Source organism: Pseudomonas sp. MWU12-2029 (assembly GCF_023242425.1).
In the GTDB taxonomy this organism is placed as follows: domain Bacteria; phylum Pseudomonadota; class Gammaproteobacteria; order Pseudomonadales; family Pseudomonadaceae; genus Aquipseudomonas; species Aquipseudomonas kribbensis.
In genome coordinates, this window is record NZ_JALJDY010000009.1 from 206,924 (window position 1) to 228,497 (window position 21,574).

Genomic DNA, 21,574 nt, shown 5'->3' on the forward strand with positions numbered 1-21,574 from the left:
AGACATTTCCTTACACCACCATCGACACCGCCAACGGCAGGAACACCGCCGTGGCTACGCCCATCAGACTCATCGCCAGTGCCGCGAAGGCGCCACACTCGTCACTTTCCTGCAACGCCACCGACGTACCGACCGCATGCGCCGTCATGCCCAGCGCCATGCCGCGCGCCTCCGGGCTGTGCACGCCGAGGCGGGTCAGCAGGGCCGGACCGAAGATCGCGCCGATCACCCCGGTGATCAACACGAACACCGCGGCCAGCGCCGCGACGCCACCGATCTGCTCGGCCACCAGCATGGCGATCGGCGAGGTCACCGATTTGGGCGCCATGGTCATCAGGATCATGTGATCGGCACCGAACCACCAGCCCAGCGCCACGCCCATGCCCGTGGCGACCACCCCGCCTATCACCAGCGTAGTAAAAATCGGCCAGAACAATTGGCGGATGCGCCGCAGGTTCAGATACAGCGGCACCGCCAGCGCGACGGTCGCCGGGCCCAGCAGAATGCTGAGGATCTCGGTGCTCTTGCGGTACTCGACGTAAGTCAGGCCGCAACCGACCAGCACACCGATCACCAGCAGCATGGAAACCAGCACCGGTTGCAGGAAGATCCAGCGGGTTTTCTCGAACGCCGCCAGTACCAGTTGATAGGCACCCAGGGTGATACCGATGCCGAACAGCGGATGGTGAATCACCGACGCCCAGGCACCTTGCCAGTCGAACAGCATCAGGACTCCTCCGAATGCGGCGCGTGACGCTTGACCAGCCGTTGCATCAGCACCCCCGCGAAAGCCATGGACAGAATCAGCGAGACCACCAGCGCACCGACGATGGCCCAGAAATCCGCGGCAATCGCCGTGGCGTAAACCATCACACCCACCGCCGGCGGCACCAGCAACAACGGCAGATAGCGCAACAGACTGCCGGCGGCAAGGTTCAGCGGCTCGCCGACTTCACCGCGCACGATCAGGAATACCAGCAACAGCAAAAGGCCGATGATCGGCCCCGGCAGCACCGGCAACAGCAAATGATTGAGGGCCGTGCCGAGCAATTGAAACAGCACCAGCATGGTCAGGCCGCGTAGCAACATCCGTCATCTCCGTCCGACATCCCGCCAAGCACGGGCCCGGCATTATAAGCACGCCTGCGCTATGGATCGGCATTCGCCAAAAGCATGGTCGGTTGACCTGAGCAAATCGCCATGATGATCTACAGTGGTTCGCAGGGCGGTCAAATCCCCCACCTGAAAAACTATAAAACCGATGAACCCAAGGAGAGTCTCAATGCCCTATGTTCCAGTTGCAGAGCTCAAAGATTATGTCGGCAAGGAACTCGGACGTTCCGAATGGCTCACCATCGATCAGGAGCGCATCAACCTGTTCGCCGAAGCCACCGGGGATTATCAGTTCATCCATGTCGACCCGGTCAAAGCCGCGCAAACGCCATTTGGCAGCACCATTGCACACGGTTTCCTGTCGTTGTCGCTGATCCCCAAACTGATGGAAGACATCCTGATCCTGCCGCAAGGCGTGAAGATGGTGGTCAACTACGGTCTGGACAGCGTGCGTTTCATCCAGCCGGTCAAGGTCAATTCCAAGGTCCGGCTCAAGGTCGACCTCGGTGAAGTGACCGAGAAGAAACCCGGCCAGTGGCTGCTCAAGGCCACCGCCACCCTGGAGATCGAAGGCTCGGACAAACCGGCCTACATCGCCGAACCACTGTCACTCTGCTTCGTCTGAGTGCCAGGATGCGAAACGGCTCACGCGGTTTCGCATCCACTCCTCCCTGCCGGCTGTATAAGGTCACATAGCTACGGCATACTCGGTCGCCTAATTGCCCGGATCCCGCTATGCGCCAACTTGCTGCTCTTGCACCGCTTGCCCTGACCCTGATGCTCACCGCTTGCGGCGACGGCGAATCGCTGTTGCCCCCGGACGCACGCCTGCCCGACGGCGGACGCTATCGCGGCGAACTGGTCAACGGCCTGCTGCAAGGCCAGGGCCGGGTCGACTACCCGAACGGCAGCTGGTACGCGGGCACGTTCGACAAGGGTCAGTGGCACGGCCAGGGCGAATGGCACGGCAGCAATGGCGAGGTCTATCGCGGCAACTTCCAGCAAGGCCTGTTCGACGGCCAGGGCACGCTGACCACTCACGGCGGCAGCTACACCGGCGGTTTCAAGCTCGGCCGGCGCGAGGGCGAAGGCACCCTCAAGGAAAACGCGATGACCTATCGCGGCGAATTCAAGGACGACCAGTATTCCGGCCTCGGTCGTCTGGAACTCGACGACGGCAGTTCCTATCAGGGTCAGTTCGCCCACGGCAAACCCAACGGTGAAGGCCAGCGCGGCGACGCCAGCGGCAATCAGTTCAGCGGCCATTTCATCAACGGTCAGCTAGAAGGCAACGGCACCTTCAACAGCGCCGACGGTGACATCTATGTCGGCGGCTTCAAGAACAATCAACTGCACGGCAAGGGCCGCTACGAAAATGCAGACGGCGACGTCTGGCTCGGCCAGTTCAAGGAAGGCGCACTGACCGGCAAAGGCGAACTGATCGGCGCCGACGGCAGCCATTACATCGGCTACTTCAACGATTGGCGCTTCAGTGGCCAGGGCCGCTTGAACCTGTCCGACGGCAGTTTCTACATCGGCGGCTTCGACAGCGACAGCTACGCGGGCCGGGGCACTCTGGTGCTGACCGACGGCAGCGTACTCAGCGGCACCTGGATCAACGGTCAGCGCGTGCGCGATGCCGATGGGAAGTTGCTGCCCGACACCCTCGAACTCGGCCTGCTGGCCCAGGGCCGTCTGCTCGACGAGGCGCTGGCCAATGTGCCGGCCTCGACCCCGGCGGTGGAGTTGTACACCCTGACTCTCGGCGGCGACGGCAAGCAAAGTGTGTTCCTGCGCGAATCCGATTACGTGGCCAACATGCTCGCCAGCCGATTCGGCGCCTTTGGCCAGATCCGCCTGGTCAACCATCGCGACCATCTCGGCGACAGGCCGATGGCCACCCGCGAAAACCTGCGCCGCGCCGCCCTGACCCTGGCCGAACGCACTGGCCCGGAAGACCTGGTGTTCATCTATCTGACCAGCCACGGCACCGCCGAACACGAACTGGTCCTCGACCAGCCGCGCATGGAACTGGCCGACCTGCCCGCCGACGAACTGGCCGCCGTGCTCGCGCCGCTGAAGAACCGCGACAAGATCATTGTCATCTCCTCGTGCTATTCCGGTGGTTTCATTCCGGCACTTAAAGACGAACGCACGCTGATCATGACCGCTTCGCGCGCCGACCGCGTATCGTTCGGCTGCTCAGAAGAGGCCAACTTCACCTATTTCGGCGATGCCCTGTTTGCCCAGGCGCTGAACCAGACCGACGATCTGGAGCAAGCCTTCAAACTGGCCAAAGCCACCGTTGCCGAGCGCGAGCTGGCGGACAACTTCGAAGCCTCGGAACCGCAGATCTGGGCACCGAAAACAGTACTCGCGCACTGGCAACTGCTGCGCAAACAACAAGCGAGAAAAGCGTTGCAAAGTGCTGCGTTGAACGACGGAGCGACAAACAGCAACTAAGCTGAACAGTATCAAGGGAGAGACACTATGTACTTGACGCCTCAGCATGTCTTGCTTGCCGGCGCCACCGGGTTGACCGGTGAGCACCTGCTCGACCGTTTGCTCAACGAGCCGACGATCACCCGTGTCCTGGCCCCTTCACGCCGGCCGCTGGCCGAACATCCGCATCTGGAAAACCCGGTCGGCGATCCACAGACGTTCCTGCCGCAACTGGCCGGCCGGGTCGACATTGCCTACTGCTGCCTCGGCACCACCATCAAACAGGCCGGCTCCGAAGAGGCGTTTCGTGCCGTGGATCTGGACATGGTGGTGGCATTCGCCAAACGCGCCCGGGAAATGGGTGCGCGGCACCTGATCGTGATCAGTGCCCTGGGGGCCGACCGCCGATCCTCGATTTTCTACAACCGCGTCAAAGGCGAGATGGAACACGCACTGCGCGCGCAGGACTGGCCGCAGCTCACCATTTGCCGGCCTTCATTGCTGCTGGGTGATCGCAGCGAGCCACGATTGGGCGAGCAGCTTGCCGCACCATTTTCGAAATTGATTCCCGGCAAGTACCGCGGCATCGAAGCCTGCCAGCTGGCCCGGGCCATGTGGCGGCTGGCGCTGGAGGAGCAGGACGGGGTGCGGATCGTCGAGTCGGATGAACTGAGAAAACTCGGTAAATAAGCTCACTTGTCACAGTGGTTCAACGCGGGTCCGGGCAGTCACCTTCCGATGACGCTCGAGGATCTTGTGTTGAACTGCTGGCCCTTTGAAACAGGCCGAATCGATTCGGCAACCGTGCCCTAACTATCTACCACACCTCCCTTCCCTTTCATGGATAACGTGCGCCCCCGCACGCCTGCGTCTGCCATCCCGTCATCGAATGGCAATCCCCGACTTCAGGCAATCAATGAAAGGACGCCCTGATGAGACCCAAAAATCCATCACCGAAAAATACCGGTGCACCTCACAGCACCCTTGAGACGTCACCGCTTTTATCCACACCGCGCCTTGAACTTCCGGGAGGGCTTCGACCCGACGCACCGCGCGCCCATCAGCCCGAGCCACGGTTGCCGACACTACCGCCGTCAAGCGACACGCTGCCTTCGGTACGGGTTCAGGACCTGATCCCCACGCCTGGGGAAGGTGAGCACATTCCATCCAGCAATCCGCGCCCGAGCGACTCAATCCGCCACTACGAACTGTCGCCACAGACGCGAACGCTTTTGCCCGACGCCAATACCGAAGGGTTGCGCGTCCACAGGGGGCGCATTTATGCCGAAGTGCAATACACCACGACCACCACGGTCATGGTGGACTGGGACGAAGGCGCCGGCACCTATCGGGCCAAGCTTCCACAGGAAATGCATCCCTCTGGTCCTGCCCTGCGGTTCGACCCGCAAAGCAATACCTGGCGAGTCGGCGAGCCTCCATACACCGGAGATATGATCGGGCCCGTGGTACACCGACAAGCAGAAAACCCGGACGACATCCCGGCACAGGGACTTGCGCCCCGGACGCAATCGGACATGACAGCGGTTTACATCGACACCCTGAACTACGTCTGGAATAACGACATAACCAATCACCATGGCTATGTGGTCATGCACCGGAAAATGCGACGGGGCGACTCTGTCGGCCCCCCGTCGCATCATGCTTTCATGGACGAAAACGGATCGTATGTCATTGTTGAGGCCCCCACTCACCCCATCGATCGGCCAGCAGAATTGCTGCCCGCATGGACTGACCGCGACATCTGGGATCTCTATGGCCTGCAGGGCGCCGATATCTCCCGTTTTCGCACCGAAGCCGAGCGCACCGGCAAGAAACCTCAGTGGGCCAGGGTCCGGGCCCAGCGGATGGAAAACACCCATCTGTTTGACGAACTGCACCGCTGGTCAGGTCGGGAGATGGACCGCGACATGTTCAATCGCCTCCTGGATCTTCAGAAGCGCACTCCCGCCGAGTGGGTGAAATACCTTGATTCGGTCACCTTGCATCGCAGCACGCCGGCCCCGCAATCCTCATTGCCACGCGTGCCGACACCCGAAACACCCGCCCTGCAAACGCCTTCGCCTCGCCCGCCCACACCCGACACTCCCGAGACGACGGAAGCCACGCCGGGTTTTGGCCATCAGAGTCACTACACCTGGGACATCGACAGCCAGAACTTTCATGGCTATGTAGAAATGCAACGCAAGCCTGGGCTGGACGACAGCCATGGCCCTCTTACCCAAGTGGCGTTTCCTGAAGGCAGCGGACTGACCATCGTCAGCCCCATCAGGTATTCCGCCAGTCAACGAGCGTTTCGCCCCTACTGGCGGGACATCGATATCTGGAACCTGTACCGGATCGAAGGCGCAGATATCCTGCGCTTTCGTCAGGACGTCGCGCTGAACCTGAAACAGCCGGCCTGGGTCAAGCAGCGGGAGCTCTCGTCCCGGCGTGAAGAGTTGCTCGAATACCTGCGGCTTTGGACCAACCCTGACTCTCCGCTCAAATCAAGGGAGCAGGTCATTGCCCGGTTCCAGCCCTACAATCTGTCCACGCAGCAACTCGCGCGACTTTGCAAAGAATTATCGCCAACAGGACAATTCAACAAACTGATCAATGACGAGCTGCCCGGGTGGGTCCAAACCCATCAGGCCCGAACGCTGGTCGTAACCAACCCGAAACAGTTCGCCCCGTTTTTGCCGGAGCTTCATGCCGAAATCATCAGGTTGAGGAATCAGGGAGAAGGCACCAGCCTCCTGAAAGACAGCCTCACCCCACCCTTCTTTCGCGAGCTGTTGCTGCACGGTGGTTTTAAACGCAACAGGCATAATTACCTGTACAGACTCGACATTCCAGCCGTGTTCAAGGTGGACAACCGGACGCCCTTCGAAATCGCCCGTCCCGGGGCCATGGCTGCACCAACACTTTCGATCGAGGGCTCTACAAGCGAGACAGCCGTCAGTGCGATGTTCAGTCTCAGGGCTGCCATGAAATACGCAAACGAGTCCAATGACGCAACGGGCTCCCTCGATACCCGGACGGACAGTCCATTGACTGGCAGCGAACCCCGTCAGACTAATGAAGCCGCTTCGCTGTCTCGCTCCCGTCGCATGACGTTTTGCTACCTGCTCGATACCCGCAATGTGGAGATCGTCTCGGGGCAAGACAATCGCGCCTATAACCCGACACGGATCGACAAAAGACCGGCAGACGACCAGACACGCTTCCCGAGCATGAAAATGGAGGGCCATGTTTCCATGTCCTCCATCGGGTTCACGTCGAGACGTGTGTGGCTGGTCAACTCAGACATGACCCGCGCGGCCACCGTGGACGATGTACACACGCAGGCGCTTGAACGCGCCACGGGATCGGGTCAGAGCCATGCAGAGGTCATAGAGGCCAGGACACAGGCAGGAGAATTGAACCGGGGCGAATATGACGCGCTGATCGATGAGGCGGCGAAGGCCGGCAAACGAACTATCGAAATGCCGGCAGGACAGGATGTATTCTCCACCGACATCATTTTCCCGCCCGAGCTGATCAGCCTGCTTTAAGCGATATCATCGGCTCGAGCTTGCCTGATCGAGCCGGTGTTTTTCATATTCCCCCGCTCGCCTGGAACCCGACGCCCAGTACCGTCAGCACCGACAGCGGCAACAACAGGGTATCGAGCAATGCACTGGCCGGCAGATCCATGCCGGGATAGCTCGGCGCCTCGGCACCGAACCGGTCCATCGCGCAACAGCCACCGTTCATGGCGTACAAATCCAGCCGCGTGCCGGCGTACACCACCGGCGCGCCGGGTTTGGCAGCATCGAGTGTGCGTGCCGTGGCGCAACCGGTCAGTTGCAGCGCCAGCACTATCACCAGCAGTTTATTCATCGCTGCTCAGGTGATGCTCGCCCCAGCGCGGCAGCATGTCCTGGGGAATGCCCAGCAGATTGAGAATCCGTGCCACCACGAAATCGATCAGGTCATCGATGGTTTGCGGCTGGTGATAGAAGCCCGGCGAGGCTGGCAGGATGGTCACGCCCATGTTCGACAGCTTGAGCATGTGCTCCAGGTGAATGCTCGAATACGGCGCTTCGCGCGGCACCAGAATCAACTGGCGACGTTCCTTCAACGTCACGTCTGCCGCCCGTTCGATCAGGTTGTTGCAGGCGCCGGTGGCGATGGCCGAGAGCGTGCCCGTCGAGCACGGCACCACGACCATCGCCGCCGGTGCCCCGGAGCCCGAGGCCACCGGCGACATCCAGTCTTCCTTGCCATACACGCGGATCTGCCCGGCCGCCGCGCCGGTGTATTCGGTGAGGAACGCCTGCATCAACTGCGGCTTGGCCGGCAGCGACACATCGGTCTCGGTGGCCATCACCAGTTGCGCGGCCTTGGAGATCAGGAAGTGCACTTCACGATCCTCGCGCACCAGGCAATCCAGCAGGCGCAAGCCGTACTGGGCGCCGGACGCGCCGGTCATCGCCAGTGTGATGCGTTCCGGGCCGCCGTCCTGAAAGCGAGTGTTCATTTCAGCGCCTCGGCGAGTTTGCCGTGCAGGCCGCCGAAACCGCCGTTGCTCATGATCACCACATGGGTTCCGGGCTGAGCCTGGCTCTTCACGCGTTCGATGATACCTTCCAGCGAATCGCTGACGATCGACGGCACGGTGCACAGCGCGGCAGTGCCCGCCAGATCCCAACCGAGGTTGGCCGGGGCGTACCAGATCACCTGATCGGCATCGACCACGCTGTCCGGCAGACCGTCACGGTGGGCGCCGAGCTTCATCGAGTTGGAGCGCGGCTCGATGATCGCGATCAGCGGCGCATCGCCGATGCGTTTGCGCAGACCGTCGAGGGTTGTGGCGATCGCAGTCGGATGGTGGGCGAAATCGTCGTAGATGGTGATGCCGCGTACTTCCGCGACTTTCTCCATCCGGCGTTTGACGCTCTTGAATGCGCTCAACCCGGCAATGCCCATCGACGGCACGACACCGACGTGACGTGCTGCGGCCAGAGTGGCCAAGGCGTTGGCGACGTTGTGCTGCCCCGTCAATTCCCACTCGACCACGCCCTGGGAGACGCCTTCGAACATCACTTCGAACGCCGAGCCGTCATCCTTCAGCAATTTGACCTGCCACTGACCGCCGGCACCGGTGGTTTGCACCGGGGTCCAGCAGCCCATCTCGATCACGCGCTGCAAGGCCGGTTCGGTGGTCGGATGGATCACCAGGCCTTCGCTCGGAATAGTCCGCACCAAGTGGTGGAACTGCCGCTCGATGGCCGGCAGATCAGGGAAGATGTCCGCATGATCGAACTCGAGATTGTTGAGGATCGCGGTGCGCGGACGGTAGTGGACGAACTTCGAACGCTTGTCGAAGAACGCGCTGTCGTACTCGTCGGCCTCAATCACGAAGAACGGCGTGCCGCCCAGACGCGCCGACACCGAGAAGTTCTGCGGCACCCCGCCGATCAGGAAACCCGGGCTCATGCCGGCATGTTCCAGCACCCAGGCGAGCATGCTGCTGGTGGTGGTCTTGCCGTGTGTACCGGCAACCGCCAGCACCCAGCGACCTTGCAGCACGTGGTCGGCCAGCCACTGCGGGCCGGACACGTAGGGCAGGCCTTTGTTCAGCACATATTCCACTGCCGGATTGCCGCGGGACATGGCGTTGCCGATCACCACCAGATCCGGTGCCGGATCGAGCTGCGCCGGGTCGTAACCCTGGGTCAGCTGAATGCCCTGGGCTTCGAGCTGAGTGCTCATCGGCGGATAGACGTTGGCATCGGAGCCGGTCACGTGATGGCCCAGCTCTTTGGCCAGAACCGCCATCGAGCCCATGAAAGTCCCGCAGATACCCAGAATATGAATGTGCATAGTCGACCTCGTAAAACATGGCCGCAGGGTAGCCCAGGCAGGGGAAAACCGCATCCTCGTTTTCAGGGGGTCAGGCGCTGCGGGCGATCCCGTGTTTGCGCAGCTTTCTATAAAGGGTGTTGCGACTGACGCCAAGCTGCTCGGCCGTATGGGTCATGTGCCAGCGCGTGTGTTCCAGCGCATTGAGCAACGCCAGCCGTTCGGCATCCTCCAGCGGCTGTCCGGACGACACTTCGTCGGCTTTGACCAGCAGCGGCTGCACCTGCCGGAACATCGCCGGCAAGTCATCCAGCCCGATCCGCCCCTCATCGCACAACGCCGCCAGCGTGCGCAGTACATTGCGCATCTGCCGCACATTGCCCGGCCAGTTGAACCCCAGCAACGCCCGGCGCGCCGGGTCTTCGATCAGGATCGCTTCCCCGCCCGCCTCTTCGGCCAGCAGGAAATCCAGCAATTGGGATTTGTCACTGCGCTCGCGCAATGGCGGCAGCGCCACTTCCAGTCCGTTGAGCCGGTAGTAAAGGTCTTCACGGAAGCTGCCGCCCGTCACTCGCTCCAGCAGATTGCGATGCGTGGCACTGATGATCCGCACGTTGACCGCTTCCGGCTCGCCGCCGATCGGCACCACTTGCCGGTCTTCCAGCACTCGCAGCAACCGGGTCTGCAAGGCCAACGGCATGTCGCCGATTTCATCGAGGAACAGCGTGCCGCCGTCGGCCTGCTGCAGTTTGCCGCGCATGCCGTCCTTGCGCGCGCCGGTGAAGCTGCCGCCGCGATAGCCGAACAGTTCGCTCTCGATCAGGCTTTCGGGAATTGCCGCGCAGTTGAGGGCGACGAAAGCATTGCTCGCGCGTTGACTGGCCTGATGCACAGCCTTGGCGAACGCTTCCTTGCCGGAGCCGGTTTCGCCGTTGATCAACAGCGGCACGTCACGCTCGAATACCCGCAGGGCCTTGCGGAAATCCGCTTGCAGCCCGGCATCGCCCAGGCAAATGCCAGCCAGGCGTGGCGCCTCGAGAACTGCCGGTTTCGGCAGGGCGGGAGACGGCTTGCGCGCTTCTCCGCGCAAAACCGCAAACAGATGCCGCCCGTCACGGGTACGCAGCGGCCAGCTCGCGCTGGCGTGGGCACTGGCGCGCCCGAGCAACTCATCCAGCGAACAATCGAAAAACGCCTCCACCGGTTTGCCGAGCAGGCCGCCACGAATGTGCCCGAGCAGGTTCAATGCGCTTTGATTTACCGCACTGATCCGCCCTTCCCCGTCGAACGCCAGCAACCCTTCGCTGAACAGCCCGACGGATTCGGCCTGGAGATGGAAACGCAGCAACCATTGATTATCGAAGCAGCGCAGGAAATAGCAGCTCTCGATCATCTTCGCCGACAGATTGACCAGCGCCATGGTGTGGAACTGGCTCTGCCGCGAAACGTCCGGACGCGCCGAGGACACGTCGAGTACCGCCAGCAGTTCGCCATGGGGGTCGAACACCGGGCTCGCCGAGCAAGTCAGCCCGGTGTGGCGGCCGCGAAAGTGTTCGTCCTGATGAATGGTCAGGGCCTGCCGTTCCACCAGGCAGGTGCCGATGCCGTTGGTGCCTTCGCAGGCTTCGCTCCAGTCGGAACCCAACCACAGTCCGGCGCGTTCGAAAATCTTGCGCTCGGAAGGTGCAGTGACGCAGTTGAGGATCACCCCGCGGGCGTCGGTCAGCAGCACCGCGTGGCCGGCGCCGGAGAGTTGTTGATGCAGGCTGCTCATTTCATTGCCGGCAATCTGCAACACCTGCTGCAGCCGCTCGCGGCTTTCGAGGACACGACCGTGTTCGAGCACGGTCGGCGCCATGGTCAGGGCCGGGTCGAGGTGATAGTCCTCAAGACAACGCAGCCACGAGCGGGCAATCGACGGGTCGGCACCGGGGCCATGCAGGTGCGGCTTGCCTTGGGTGACGGTGAGAACCTGCTGGGCATGGCGACTCAAATGGTTGTCGTGCATTTCTTATTATTCTCCCCGAGGCTCATCGGCCCATGCGTGAAGTGGTGCCCAGCATCCTCCAGCCAACCGGTCTTTGCAATGCTGGCAAGACTGCCCGGTCACGGGTTGTGCCAGAAGCGGTACAAACTGTCACCCAAGCTGTACCGATACCGTCACAGACGCTTGCCATTTGTCCGACACAAAACACGCAAGGCCTTGATTTGCCTGAGCTGCACGGCAGTGGCCCGACCTTTGCTCTACGCTTATAGCAAGCGCACATGCGCGTTTCTCTAATAAGTACAAAGCCAAGGAGAACATCATCATGCGTTACGCTCACCCCGGTACTGAAGGCGCCAAGGTCTCGTTCAAGAGCAAGTACGGTAACTACATCGGCGGCGAGTTCGTCGCGCCTGTCAAAGGTCAGTACTTCACCAATACCTCGCCAGTGAATGGCCAGCCGATCGCCGAATTCCCGCGTTCCACTGCCGAAGACATCGAAAAGGCCCTGGACGCCGCCCACGCCGCCGCCGATGCCTGGGGCTCGACCTCCGCCCAGGCCCGCTCGCTGATCCTGCTGAAAATCGCCGATCGCATCGAACAGAACCTCGAAACCCTGGCGATCACCGAAACCTGGGACAACGGCAAAGCCATCCGCGAAACCCTCAACGCCGACATCCCGCTGGCCGCCGACCACTTCCGCTATTTCGCCGGGTGCCTGCGCGCCCAGGAAGGCAGCGCCGCCGAGATCGATGGCAACACAGTCGCCTATCACATCCATGAACCGCTGGGCGTGGTCGGCCAGATCATCCCGTGGAACTTCCCGATCCTGATGGCCGCGTGGAAACTCGCCCCGGCCCTGGCCGCCGGCAACTGCGTGGTGCTAAAACCTGCCGAACAAACCCCGCTGGGCATCAGCGTGCTGCTGGAACTGATCGGCGACCTGCTGCCACCGGGCGTACTCAACGTGGTGCAAGGATTCGGCAAAGAAGCCGGCGAAGCCCTGGCCACCAGCAAGCGCATCGCCAAGATCGCGTTCACCGGCTCGACCCCGGTCGGCTCGCACATCATGAAATGCGCCGCCGAAAACATCATCCCGTCCACCGTGGAGCTGGGCGGCAAGTCGCCGAACATCTTCTTCGAAGACATCATGCAGGCCGAGCCAAGCTTCATTGAAAAGGCTGCCGAAGGTCTGGTGCTGGCGTTCTTCAACCAGGGCGAAGTCTGCACCTGCCCGTCCCGCGCGCTGGTTCAGGAGTCGATCTACGACGAATTCATGCAGGCGGTGATGAAGAAAGTCAGCCAGATCAAACGCGGCGACCCGCTCGACACCGACACCATGGTCGGCGCCCAGGCGTCCGAGCAGCAATTCGACAAGATCCTTTCGTACCTGGAAATCGCCAAGGGCGAAGGTGCCGAACTGCTGACCGGTGGCAAGGTGGAAAAACTCGAAGGCAACCTGGCCTCCGGTTATTACATCCAGCCGACCCTGCTCAAGGGCACCAACAAGATGCGGGTGTTCCAGGAAGAAATCTTCGGCCCGGTGGTGAGCATCACCACCTTCAAGGACGAAGCCGAAGCCCTGGCGATTGCCAACGACACCGAGTTCGGCCTTGGCGCCGGCCTCTGGACCCGCGACATCAACCGCGCCTATCGCATGGGCCGCGCCATCAAGGCCGGTCGTGTGTGGACCAACTGCTACCACCTGTACCCGGCGCACGCCGCGTTCGGCGGGTACAAGAAGTCCGGCGTCGGCCGTGAAACCCACAAGATGATGCTCGACCACTACCAGCAGACCAAAAACCTGCTGGTGAGCTACGACATCAACCCGCTGGGCTTCTTCTAAAAAACCGGGCGGCACCGAACTATCGGTGTCGCCCCTTTCATCCCGATGACAAACCCTGGCCTGGCCGCTCTGGCACGGGCCTTGCGTACCCGTCATTCAGGATTTGTGTGAACACCGCCGCTGCGTGAACAGCATCCATTCACTCAACCGCTGCACCCGAAAGTCCAACAGATCGAACAATAAAAAAGACAGAGAGGACTTATGACTTCCACCACACAGCTCAAACCCACACTCGGCACCCTGCACCTCTGGGGCATTGCCGTCGGCCTGGTGATTTCCGGCGAATACTTCGGCTGGAGTTACGGCTGGGGCACCGCAGGAACCCTGGGTTTTCTGGTCACGGCCCTGATGGTCGCGACCATGTACACCTGCTTCATCTTCAGTTTCACCGAACTGACTACCGCGATTCCCCATGCGGGCGGGCCGTTTGCCTACAGCCGTCGGGCGTTTGGCGAGAAAGGCGGACTGATCGCCGGGATCGCCACCCTGATCGAATTCGTGTTCGCCCCGCCAGCCATCGCCATGGCCATCGGCGCCTACCTCAACGTGCAATATCCGGAGCTTGATCCGAAAGTCGCGGCGGTCGGCGCGTATTTCGTGTTCATGACCCTGAACATCCTCGGCGTCAGCATCGCCGCGACCTTCGAACTGGTGGTCACCGTACTGGCGGTTGCCGAACTGCTGGTGTTCATGGGCGTGGTCGCGCCGGGCTTCAGCTTCAGCAACTTCGTGCTCAATGGCTGGTCGGGCTCCAGTGAATTCAGCCTCGGCTCGATTCCCGGGATCTTCGCCGCCATTCCGTTCGCGATCTGGTTTTTCCTCGCCATCGAGGGCGCGGCCATGGCGGCCGAGGAAGCCAAGGACCCGAAACGCACGATTCCCAAGGCCTATGTCAGCGGAATACTGACCCTGGTGTTTCTGGCCATCGGCGTGATGGTGATGGCTGGCGGCGTCGGCGACTGGCGCCAACTGGCGAACATCAACGACCCGCTGCCCCAAGCGATGAAAGCCGTGGTCGGCAACAATTCGACGTGGATGCACATGCTGGTGTGGATCGGCCTGTTCGGGCTGGTGGCGAGTTTCCACGGGATCATTCTCGGCTACTCGCGGCAGTTCTTTGCCCTGGCCCGGGCCGGTTATCTGCCGAAAAGCCTGGCCAAGCTCTCGCGTTTCCAGACCCCACACCGGGCGATCCTGGCCGGCGGCGTGATCGGCATCGCCGCAATCTACAGCGACGGCCTGGTCAATCTGCAAGGCATGAGCCTCACCGCTGCGATGATCACCATGTCGGTGTTCGGCGCCATCGTGATGTACATCATCAGCATGCTCAGCCTATTCAAACTGCGTAAAACCGAGCCGAACCTTGAGCGCACCTTCCGTGCTCCGGGCTATCCGATCGTGCCGGGGATCGCGCTGTTTCTGGCAGTGGTGTGCCTGGTGGCAATGGCCTGGTTCAACACCCTGATCGGTGGCGTGTTCCTCGGGTTCATGGCTGCCGGTTACCTGTATTTCCAGCTGACCGCCAAGCAACGCTCCGAAGCACCGGCAGACGCTATGCTCGAAGGTATCTAGAAGTTGCACCGGCACCGGGCCTCAGGCTCGGTGTCTGCACTAAAAGCATTCATTCAGGAGGACCGCGCCCCATGGCCGCATTTGCCCATACCGTCGGCGCCCAGACCTACCGCTTCGACAGCCTCAAGGACGTGATGGCCAAGGCCAGTCCGGCGCGCTCCGGGGACTTCCTGGCCGGCGTCGCCGCGCTCAACGATGGCGAGCGGGTGGCCGCGCAAATGGCACTGGCTGACATCCCGCTGAGCCATTTTCTGCAGGAAGCGCTGATTCCGTACGAAGCCGATGAAGTCACCCGACTGATCATCGACAGCCATGACAAACAGGCCTTTGCGGTCGTCAGCCATCTCACCGTTGGCGGCTTTCGCGACTGGCTTTTGAGCGAAGCGGCCGACGAGTCCAGCCTCCGTGCCCTCGCCCCCGGCCTGACACCGGAAATGGTCGCCGCCGTGTCGAAGATCATGCGCGTGCAGGATCTGGTGCTGGTGGCGCAGAAGATCCGCGTCGTGACGAAATTCCGTGGCACCCTCGGCCTGCGTGGACGGTTATCCACAAGGCTGCAACCCAATCACCCGACCGACGAACCGTCCGGCATCGCCGCGAGCATTCTCGACGGTCTGCTGTACGGCAACGGCGACGCGATGATCGGCATCAACCCGGCCACCGACAGCATCGCCTCGATCTGCGCGATGCTGGAAATGCTCGACGCGATCATCCAGCGCTACGACATTCCGACCCAGGCCTGCGTGCTGACTCATGTCACCACTTCTATAGAGGCGATCAACCGTGGCGTGCCGCTGGATCTGGTGTTCCAGTCGATTGCCGGCACCGAAGCGGCTAACGCCAGTTTCGGCATCAATCTGAACGTGTTGCAGGAAGGTTATGAAGCGGGCCTGAGCCTCAATCGCGGCACTCTCGGGCAGAACCTGATGTATTTCGAGACTGGCCAGGGCAGCGCGCTGTCGGCCAACGCCCACCACGGTGTCGACCAGCAGACCTGCGAGACCCGGGCCTACGCCGTGGCACGACATTTCAAGCCGTTTCTGGTGAACACCGTCGTAGGCTTCATCGGCCCGGAATACCTCTACAACGGCAAACAGATCATCCGCGCCGGCCTCGAAGACCACTTCTGCGGCAAGTTGCTTGGTGTGCCGATGGGCTGCGACATCTGCTACACCAATCACGCCGAAGCCGACCAGGATGACATGGACACCCTGCTAACCCTGCTGGGCGTGGCCGGGATCAACTTCATCATGGGCATCCCCGGCTCCGACGACATCATGCTCAACTACCAGACCACTTCGTTCCACGACGCCCTCTATGCGCGCCAGACCCTGGGCCTGAAACCGGCGCCGGAGTTCGAGCAGTGGCTGGCGAACATGGGCATCTTCACCCAGGCGGACGGCAAGGTCCGCTTCGGCAACAACCTGCCGCCGGCGTTTCGCCAGGCCTTGGCGCAACTGGGATGAGTCAGATGGAAAAGCCGCCCGTCGATCCACAGAACCCCTGGCTTGAGCTGCGTCGCCTGACCCCGGCGCGGATCGCCCTCGGCCGTACCGGCACCAGCCTGCCGACCCGCGCACAACTGGATTTCCAGTACGCCCACGCGCAGGCCCGGGATGCCGTGCATCTACCGTTCGATCACGCCGGGCTCAGCGCCCAACTGGCCGAACGCCAGCGCGACAGCCTGCTGCTGCACAGCGCGGCGACGGATCGCAACAGCTACCTGCAACGCCCGGATCTGGGGCGCAAGTTGAGCGATCAATCGGCACAAGCCCTGCGCGAATACGCGCTGGCACATCCGGGCGGGGTGGATCTGGTCATAGTCGTGGCTGATGGCCTCTCGGCGCTGGCGGTGCATCGCCACACCTTGCCGTTCATCTCCCGACTGGAAGAACAGATGACCGCCGACGAATGGTCAATCGCGCCGGTGGTGCTGGTTGAGCAAGGTCGGGTGGCGGTTGGCGATGAAATCGGCCAGTTGCTGGGCGCCAAAATGGTCGTGATGCTGATCGGAGAGCGCCCCGGACTCAGTTCGCCGGACAGCCTCGGTTTATATTTCACCTACAATCCAAAGGTCGGCCTCACCGATGCCTACCGCAATTGCATCTCCAATGTGCGGCTTGAAGGCTTGAGCTACGGCATGGCGGCCCACCGCCTGCTGTATCTGATGCGCGAAGCCTGTCGGCGGCAGCTGTCGGGGGTCAATCTGAAGGACGAAGCGCAGGTTCAGACGCTGGAATCGGAAGCCGGTGCAGACATGAAGAGTAATTTCCTACTCGATCCGCCCCCCGCCTGAACCGTTTCCGCATTGCCTTACTGCGCCGGTTTCAGGCAGGATCGATGCACGGCCGCCCGGGTTTCCCATCGCCGTCAGAGCAGTTGAAGACAGCCACTTGAAGACGAGACCTATCATGCGGATTATTCAAGCGACCCTCGAACACCTGGACCTGCTGGCCCCGCTGTTCGTCAAATATCGTGAGTTCTACGGCGCACTGCCTTATCCGGACTCGTCCCGGGCCTTCCTCGAAAAGCGTCTGCGGCGCAAGGAATCGGTCATTTATCTGGCCCTGGCCGATGACGACGACAAAAAGCTCATGGGCTTCTGCCAGCTCTACCCGAGCTTTTCCTCGCTGTCGCTCAAGCGCGTGTGGATCCTCAACGACATCTATGTCGCCGAAGATGCCCGCCGCCAGCTGGTCGCCGACAACCTGATCCGCACCGCCAAGCGCATGGCCAAGGAAACCCAGGCCGTGCGCATGCGTGTATCCACCAGCAGCGACAACGAAGTGGCGCAGAAAACCTACGAATCCATCGGATTCAAGGAAGACACCGAGTTCAAGAACTACATTTTGCCGATCAGCGACGAACTCTGATTTTTTCTAACAGTGCGGATGCAGGCCCTTGTGGCGAAGGTACGAACTCCCTCGCCACAAAGGCCTGCACCTCGTTCCCCCCTCGAAATGCCCCGCTACAAAACCAACGCGCTTTTCACCTATCAGATCGTATAATCCTGTGCTTTCCGGCTTGTAAGAAAAACTACACCCGCTTGTAGGCTTACACCGAATCATCCGCACAGGCCTGCCGAGTCGGGCCATCACCACAGGTGCCCACATGGATTTCAACCCGATCGACATCATTCTGCATCTCGACGTCTACCTCGATATGCTGGTGAACAACTATGGGACCTGGATCTACGCCATCCTGTTTCTGGTCATCTTTTGCGAAACCGGCCTGGTGGTCACGCCGTTCCTGCCGGGTGATTCGCTGCTGTTCATCGCCGGCGCAGTGGCTGCAGGCGGCGGTATGGACCCGGTGCTGCTGGCCGGTCTTTTGATGCTGGCGGCAATTCTCGGCGACAGCACCAACTACGTGATCGGACGAACGGCCGGCGAGAAGCTGTTCAGCAATCCGAACTCGAAGATTTTCCGTCGCGATTATCTGCAACAGACCCACGACTTCTACGACAAGCACGGCGGCAAGACCGTGACCCTGGCGCGCTTCCTGCCGATCATCCGCACGTTTGCGCCGTTCGTCGCCGGTGTCGCCAAAATGCCTTACCCGCGTTTCTTCGGCTTCAGCGTATTCGGCACCATCCTGTGGGTCGGCGGCCTGGTGACCCTGGGCTATTTCTTCGGCAACGTACCGTTCATCAAGAAGAACCTGTCGCTGCTGGTGGTGGGCATCATCCTGCTGTCGCTGGTGCCGATGATCATCGGCATGCTGCGCAGCCGCCTCGGCGGCGCTGGTTCCAAAGCCGAATCGCGCTGAACCGATGTGGTCACTGAGCGCCTGGCGACGCCGGCGCACTCTGGCGAAGCACCCGATTGCCGATGATATGTGGCAGCGGGTGCGTCACCACTTGAGCTTCCTCGACGGCATCAGCACCACGGAAGATCAGTGGCTGCGCGAAGCCAGCGTCCTGTTCCTCGAAGACAAGCACCTGACCGCCCTGCCCGGCGTCGAACTGCACCAGGAACAACGCCTGCTGCTCGCCGCCCAGGCGCAATTGCCACTTTTGCACCTTGGCGATCTGAACTGGTATCAGGGCTTCCACGAAATCATTCTGTACCCCGACGACTTTCTCAGCCCCCAGCGCCACCGCGATGCCAGTGGCGTCGAGCATGAGTGGGACGGCGAACACAGCGGCGAAGCCTGGCAACAGGGGCCGGTCATTCTTGCCTGGCCCGGAGTGATGGCCAGTGGTGGCTGGGAAGGCTACAACCTGGTGATCCACGAGCTGGCGCACAAACTCGACATGCTCAACGGCACCGCCAACGGCCTGCCACCGCTGCACGCCGACATGCGCGTCAGCGACTGGGCCGAGGTCATGCAAAAAGCTTATGACGACCTCAACCGCCAGCTCGACCGCCATCCGGACGCCGAAACCGCCATCGACCCGTATGCCGCCGAGAACCCGGCCGAGTTCTTCGCCGTCACCAGCGAGTACTTTTTCAGCGCCCCGGATCTGCTGCACGAGGCTTATCCACAGGTGTATGCGCAGCTGCAGCTTTTCTACCGACAGGATCCGCTGGCACGACTGAAGCAACTTCAGGCCACGGACCCGGTCTATCAGGCACACGAGTAAGGCCTGGACGACCTTCGGTGCATGGCATCGCGGGTGGAATATGCCTATAATCGCCGCCACTTTTTGGTCAATCCGGCCAAGTGTTTTGGTCTACTAACGGGGGCAACGCCCAATGAGCTACAGCAAGATTCCGGCTGGCAAAGACCTGCCGAACGACATCTACGTCGCGATCGAGATCCCGGCCAACCACGCGCCGATCAAATACGAAATCGACAAAGACAGCGATTGCCTGTTCGTTGACCGTTTCATGGCCACCCCGATGTTCTACCCGGCCAACTACGGTTACATCCCGAACACCCTGGCTGACGACGGTGATCCCCTGGACGTGCTGGTCGTAACCCCTTACCCGGTTGCTCCAGGTTCGGTGATCCGCGCGCGTCCGGTCGGCATCCTGAACATGACCGACGACGGCGGCGGCGATGCCAAAGTCATCGCAGTCCCACACGACAAGCTGTCCCAGCTGTACGTGGACGTGAAGGAATACACCGACCTGCCAGCTCTGCTGATCCAGCAGATCGAGCACTTCTTCGCGAACTACAAAGATCTCGAAAAAGGCAAATGGGTGAAAATCGAAGGCTGGGACGGCGCTGACGCTGCCCGCGCCGCGATCACCAAGTCGGTTGCTGCCTACAAAGGCTAAGCCTTGCGACCTGCGACACGCTTGAAGAAAACCCCGGTTGATCCGGGGTTTTTTGTGCCTGGTCGAAAGGTGCTTAAACGGCTTGTTTATAGCGACCTACAGAAAAGTTTTGCTGTGTGTAATTTCCCACAAGTACGTCTTACATCCCGTCGCAAAATTTGCCTCGATTTTGAACGCATGGTTTATTCAAACCGCTCTAGGCCGGCCGTAGACTCGTGTTTATGAGAAAGAACACTAGCGGTCCAAGATTCAAGGCACTCCTGGAAGCTGCGAACATCACCACCACGGGATTCGCAAAGTTCTGGGGCACGGAAGCCCAAAACGTTCATAACTGGTACACCCGGGGCGTACCCGCGTACCGCATGGAAGAAGTCGCGCGCCTGCTGTCCGTCAACAGCCAGTGGCTGAAGACCGGCGAAGGGCCGAAAGAAGCACCGCACCTCTACACCGCCGGCGACACGCTGGATGCCCAGGCGATTCAGGGCGTCTATACGGTGCTCGAAACCAACGACATCGAGCTGCCGCTCTACAAGGAAGCCCCGACTGCCCCTGGCTCCGACAAGACCCACGTCATCAAGGACCCGGAGCAGACTATCCGTCTGCCCCGCAGCCACCTCGAGGCCCTGGAAATCCGCCACACCGACGCCATCTGCACCCACATGATCGGCAACAGCATGGCCGAGAAAATCGAAGACGGCTCCACCCTCGCCATCGACCGCGGCCTCACCCAGGTGGTGGACGGGGAAATCTACGCCATCGAACACGACGGTATGCTGCGCATCAAATACCTGCACCGCATGCCCGGCAACGCCCTGCGTCTGCGCAGCCATAACAGCGCCGAATATCCGGACGAAATCTTCCGCGCCGCGCAGATCGAGGAGCAGAGGATTCATGTACTGGGGTGGGTGTTCTGGTGGTCGACACTGGGCAAGCGGCGGCCGGTGGTGCCGTTTCTCTGAATCACCCGGTGTGGTGGGAGCCAGCCTGCTGGCGATGAGGCCCGGAAAGTCGGTACAAATCCTGGATTTCTCCAGTTTGATCGCTCTAAACCGCACTTCAAGCTGGGAATCAGAAGCAAAACTCAGTATCCTGCGCCCCACATTCGCGCATCGACCCGCCCAGCGGCCCAGATGACGCCTGACGCGGCAGACCACTGTCTGACCAAGTCCCACAGCCGGACGCAAGATCCGGGTGTACGTTTTGAAGGCTGGCGCGGTTTACCAAAAATAAACCAAGCCAGTCCCCGAGAAGCCGGCCACAAGCCGGCTTTTTAATGCCTGTCGGAAAAGTGGTTTTCGAGAGCCGTTCAGCTAATTGCTGATCAACACACAAATTGTGCAGGCACTACTTGCACAATTGTTCAGCAAAAAAGCTCTTGGCAATTTCGATGCTTAAAGCACTACAAGGACGTTCTAGATTGCTCCCGTTTGCCCTGAGTTCACGCCTGAAATACGTCGGACTGGTTTCGACTATATGCCTCAGCCTGACAGCATGCGTGGGAGTAGGCGTTTCCCTCCCTGAAAAAACCACACTCAAAACCGACGC

The 21,574-nt window shown here is 61.1% G+C and carries 19 protein-coding genes; 13 read left to right on the forward strand and 6 right to left on the reverse strand.

Going from position 1 to position 21,574, the window contains the following annotated elements; translation table 11 throughout:
- Window positions 1–10 precede the first annotated feature (10 nt).
- Together M5B44_RS22310 and M5B44_RS22315 are read right to left on the reverse strand one after the other, a co-directional pair.
- Window positions 11–727 carry an LrgB family protein gene (locus M5B44_RS22310; protein WP_096820777.1) on the reverse strand — a complete coding sequence of 239 codons (717 nt, stop codon included), beginning with the start codon at window positions 725–727 and terminating at the stop codon, window positions 11–13.
- Window positions 727–1,089, reverse strand: a complete 363-nt coding sequence (locus M5B44_RS22315; protein ID WP_007958636.1) for a CidA/LrgA family protein — start codon at window positions 1,087–1,089, stop codon at window positions 727–729. The genes M5B44_RS22310 and M5B44_RS22315 overlap by 1 nt, the downstream gene beginning before the upstream one ends.
- A 193-nt stretch (window positions 1,090–1,282) precedes the next feature.
- On the opposite strand from M5B44_RS22315, the gene M5B44_RS22320 reads away from it, so the two are divergent.
- The 4 genes from M5B44_RS22320 (at window position 1,283) to M5B44_RS22335 (ending at window position 7,109) form a co-directional block, all read left to right on the forward strand.
- The gene (locus M5B44_RS22320; RefSeq protein ID WP_007909575.1) at window positions 1,283–1,738 is read left to right on the forward strand and encodes a MaoC family dehydratase; all 456 of its coding nucleotides are present in this window, start codon (window positions 1,283–1,285) and stop codon (window positions 1,736–1,738) included.
- 110 nt (window positions 1,739–1,848) lie between these two features.
- Complete coding sequence (locus M5B44_RS22325; protein ID WP_248740516.1) at window positions 1,849–3,576, forward strand: C13 family peptidase; 1,728 nt, start codon at window positions 1,849–1,851, stop codon at window positions 3,574–3,576.
- Window positions 3,577–3,603: 27 nt separating this feature from the next.
- On the forward strand, window positions 3,604–4,245 hold the full coding sequence (locus tag M5B44_RS22330; RefSeq protein WP_085712294.1) for an oxidoreductase: 642 nt from the start codon (window positions 3,604–3,606) through the stop codon (window positions 4,243–4,245).
- Between the two features lie 242 nt (window positions 4,246–4,487).
- The gene (locus tag M5B44_RS22335) at window positions 4,488–7,109 is read left to right on the forward strand and encodes a hypothetical protein (RefSeq protein WP_248740517.1); all 2,622 of its coding nucleotides are present in this window, start codon (window positions 4,488–4,490) and stop codon (window positions 7,107–7,109) included.
- Between the two features lie 43 nt (window positions 7,110–7,152).
- On the opposite strand, the gene M5B44_RS22340 is transcribed toward M5B44_RS22335, so the two are convergent.
- From M5B44_RS22340 to M5B44_RS22355, 4 genes are all read right to left on the reverse strand, one after another.
- Entirely contained in the window at window positions 7,153–7,437 is a 285-nt protein-coding gene (locus M5B44_RS22340) for a YceK/YidQ family lipoprotein (protein ID WP_248740518.1), read from the reverse strand.
- Complete coding sequence (gene ubiX / locus M5B44_RS22345; RefSeq protein WP_085712297.1) at window positions 7,430–8,077, reverse strand: flavin prenyltransferase UbiX; 648 nt, start codon at window positions 8,075–8,077, stop codon at window positions 7,430–7,432. The genes M5B44_RS22340 and ubiX overlap by 8 nt, the downstream gene beginning before the upstream one ends.
- On the reverse strand, window positions 8,074–9,423 hold the full coding sequence (gene mpl / locus M5B44_RS22350) for a UDP-N-acetylmuramate:L-alanyl-gamma-D-glutamyl-meso-diaminopimelate ligase (RefSeq protein WP_007958628.1): 1,350 nt from the start codon (window positions 9,421–9,423) through the stop codon (window positions 8,074–8,076). The genes ubiX and mpl overlap by 4 nt, the downstream gene beginning before the upstream one ends.
- Before the next feature lie 70 nt (window positions 9,424–9,493).
- Window positions 9,494–11,410 (reverse strand): sigma-54-dependent Fis family transcriptional regulator, encoded by a 1,917-nt coding sequence (locus tag M5B44_RS22355; protein ID WP_248740519.1) that lies wholly within the window; start codon window positions 11,408–11,410, stop codon window positions 9,494–9,496.
- Between the two features lie 301 nt (window positions 11,411–11,711).
- On the opposite strand from M5B44_RS22355, the gene M5B44_RS22360 reads away from it, so the two are divergent.
- From M5B44_RS22360 to M5B44_RS22400, 9 genes are all read left to right on the forward strand, one after another.
- Window positions 11,712–13,232, forward strand: a complete 1,521-nt coding sequence (locus M5B44_RS22360; protein ID WP_085712299.1) for an aldehyde dehydrogenase family protein — start codon at window positions 11,712–11,714, stop codon at window positions 13,230–13,232.
- Window positions 13,233–13,433: 201 nt separating this feature from the next.
- The gene (gene eat / locus M5B44_RS22365) at window positions 13,434–14,804 is read left to right on the forward strand and encodes an ethanolamine permease (protein WP_119428909.1); all 1,371 of its coding nucleotides are present in this window, start codon (window positions 13,434–13,436) and stop codon (window positions 14,802–14,804) included.
- Window positions 14,805–14,875: 71 nt separating this feature from the next.
- Window positions 14,876–16,270 carry an ethanolamine ammonia-lyase subunit EutB gene (locus M5B44_RS22370; protein WP_248740520.1) on the forward strand — a complete coding sequence of 465 codons (1,395 nt, stop codon included), beginning with the start codon at window positions 14,876–14,878 and terminating at the stop codon, window positions 16,268–16,270.
- Window positions 16,267–17,100, forward strand: a complete 834-nt coding sequence (gene eutC, locus M5B44_RS22375) for an ethanolamine ammonia-lyase subunit EutC (RefSeq protein WP_371320987.1) — start codon at window positions 16,267–16,269, stop codon at window positions 17,098–17,100. The genes M5B44_RS22370 and eutC overlap by 4 nt, the downstream gene beginning before the upstream one ends.
- A 115-nt stretch (window positions 17,101–17,215) precedes the next feature.
- Window positions 17,216–17,677, forward strand: a complete 462-nt coding sequence (locus M5B44_RS22380) for a GNAT family N-acetyltransferase (RefSeq protein WP_085712303.1) — start codon at window positions 17,216–17,218, stop codon at window positions 17,675–17,677.
- Between the two features lie 238 nt (window positions 17,678–17,915).
- Window positions 17,916–18,572 carry a DedA family protein gene (locus M5B44_RS22385; RefSeq protein ID WP_085712304.1) on the forward strand — a complete coding sequence of 219 codons (657 nt, stop codon included), beginning with the start codon at window positions 17,916–17,918 and terminating at the stop codon, window positions 18,570–18,572.
- Between the two features lie 4 nt (window positions 18,573–18,576).
- On the forward strand, window positions 18,577–19,389 hold the full coding sequence (locus M5B44_RS22390; protein ID WP_248740522.1) for a zinc-dependent peptidase: 813 nt from the start codon (window positions 18,577–18,579) through the stop codon (window positions 19,387–19,389).
- Between the two features lie 112 nt (window positions 19,390–19,501).
- A complete protein-coding gene (gene ppa, locus M5B44_RS22395; protein WP_007933577.1) occupies window positions 19,502–20,029 on the forward strand; it encodes an inorganic diphosphatase in 528 nt (175 codons plus the stop codon).
- Between the two features lie 221 nt (window positions 20,030–20,250).
- Window positions 20,251–20,988 (forward strand): helix-turn-helix transcriptional regulator, encoded by a 738-nt coding sequence (locus M5B44_RS22400; protein WP_114885775.1) that lies wholly within the window; start codon window positions 20,251–20,253, stop codon window positions 20,986–20,988.
- Window positions 20,989–21,574: the final 586 nt, after the last annotated feature.

Bases quoted from the DNA above. Each gene is read 5' to 3' on its own strand.
- M5B44_RS22310 (WP_096820777.1), bottom strand. From the start codon at position 727: ATGCTGTTCGACTGGCAAGGTGCCTGGGCGTCGGTGATTCACCATCCG.
- M5B44_RS22315 (WP_007958636.1), bottom strand. From the start codon at position 1,089: ATGTTGCTACGCGGCCTGACCATGCTGGTGCTGTTTCAATTGCTCGGC.
- M5B44_RS22320 (WP_007909575.1), top strand. From the start codon at position 1,283: ATGCCCTATGTTCCAGTTGCAGAGCTCAAAGATTATGTCGGCAAGGAA.
- M5B44_RS22325 (WP_248740516.1), top strand. From the start codon at position 1,849: ATGCGCCAACTTGCTGCTCTTGCACCGCTTGCCCTGACCCTGATGCTC.
- M5B44_RS22330 (WP_085712294.1), top strand. From the start codon at position 3,604: ATGTACTTGACGCCTCAGCATGTCTTGCTTGCCGGCGCCACCGGGTTG.
- M5B44_RS22335 (WP_248740517.1), top strand. From the start codon at position 4,488: ATGAGACCCAAAAATCCATCACCGAAAAATACCGGTGCACCTCACAGC.
- M5B44_RS22340 (WP_248740518.1), bottom strand. From the start codon at position 7,437: ATGAATAAACTGCTGGTGATAGTGCTGGCGCTGCAACTGACCGGTTGC.
- ubiX (WP_085712297.1), bottom strand. From the start codon at position 8,077: ATGAACACTCGCTTTCAGGACGGCGGCCCGGAACGCATCACACTGGCG.
- mpl (WP_007958628.1), bottom strand. From the start codon at position 9,423: ATGCACATTCATATTCTGGGTATCTGCGGGACTTTCATGGGCTCGATG.
- M5B44_RS22355 (WP_248740519.1), bottom strand. From the start codon at position 11,410: ATGCACGACAACCATTTGAGTCGCCATGCCCAGCAGGTTCTCACCGTC.
- M5B44_RS22360 (WP_085712299.1), top strand. From the start codon at position 11,712: ATGCGTTACGCTCACCCCGGTACTGAAGGCGCCAAGGTCTCGTTCAAG.
- eat (WP_119428909.1), top strand. From the start codon at position 13,434: ATGACTTCCACCACACAGCTCAAACCCACACTCGGCACCCTGCACCTC.
- M5B44_RS22370 (WP_248740520.1), top strand. From the start codon at position 14,876: ATGGCCGCATTTGCCCATACCGTCGGCGCCCAGACCTACCGCTTCGAC.
- eutC (WP_371320987.1), top strand. From the start codon at position 16,267: ATGAGTCAGATGGAAAAGCCGCCCGTCGATCCACAGAACCCCTGGCTT.
- M5B44_RS22380 (WP_085712303.1), top strand. From the start codon at position 17,216: ATGCGGATTATTCAAGCGACCCTCGAACACCTGGACCTGCTGGCCCCG.
- M5B44_RS22385 (WP_085712304.1), top strand. From the start codon at position 17,916: ATGGATTTCAACCCGATCGACATCATTCTGCATCTCGACGTCTACCTC.
- M5B44_RS22390 (WP_248740522.1), top strand. From the start codon at position 18,577: ATGTGGTCACTGAGCGCCTGGCGACGCCGGCGCACTCTGGCGAAGCAC.
- ppa (WP_007933577.1), top strand. From the start codon at position 19,502: ATGAGCTACAGCAAGATTCCGGCTGGCAAAGACCTGCCGAACGACATC.
- M5B44_RS22400 (WP_114885775.1), top strand. From the start codon at position 20,251: ATGAGAAAGAACACTAGCGGTCCAAGATTCAAGGCACTCCTGGAAGCT.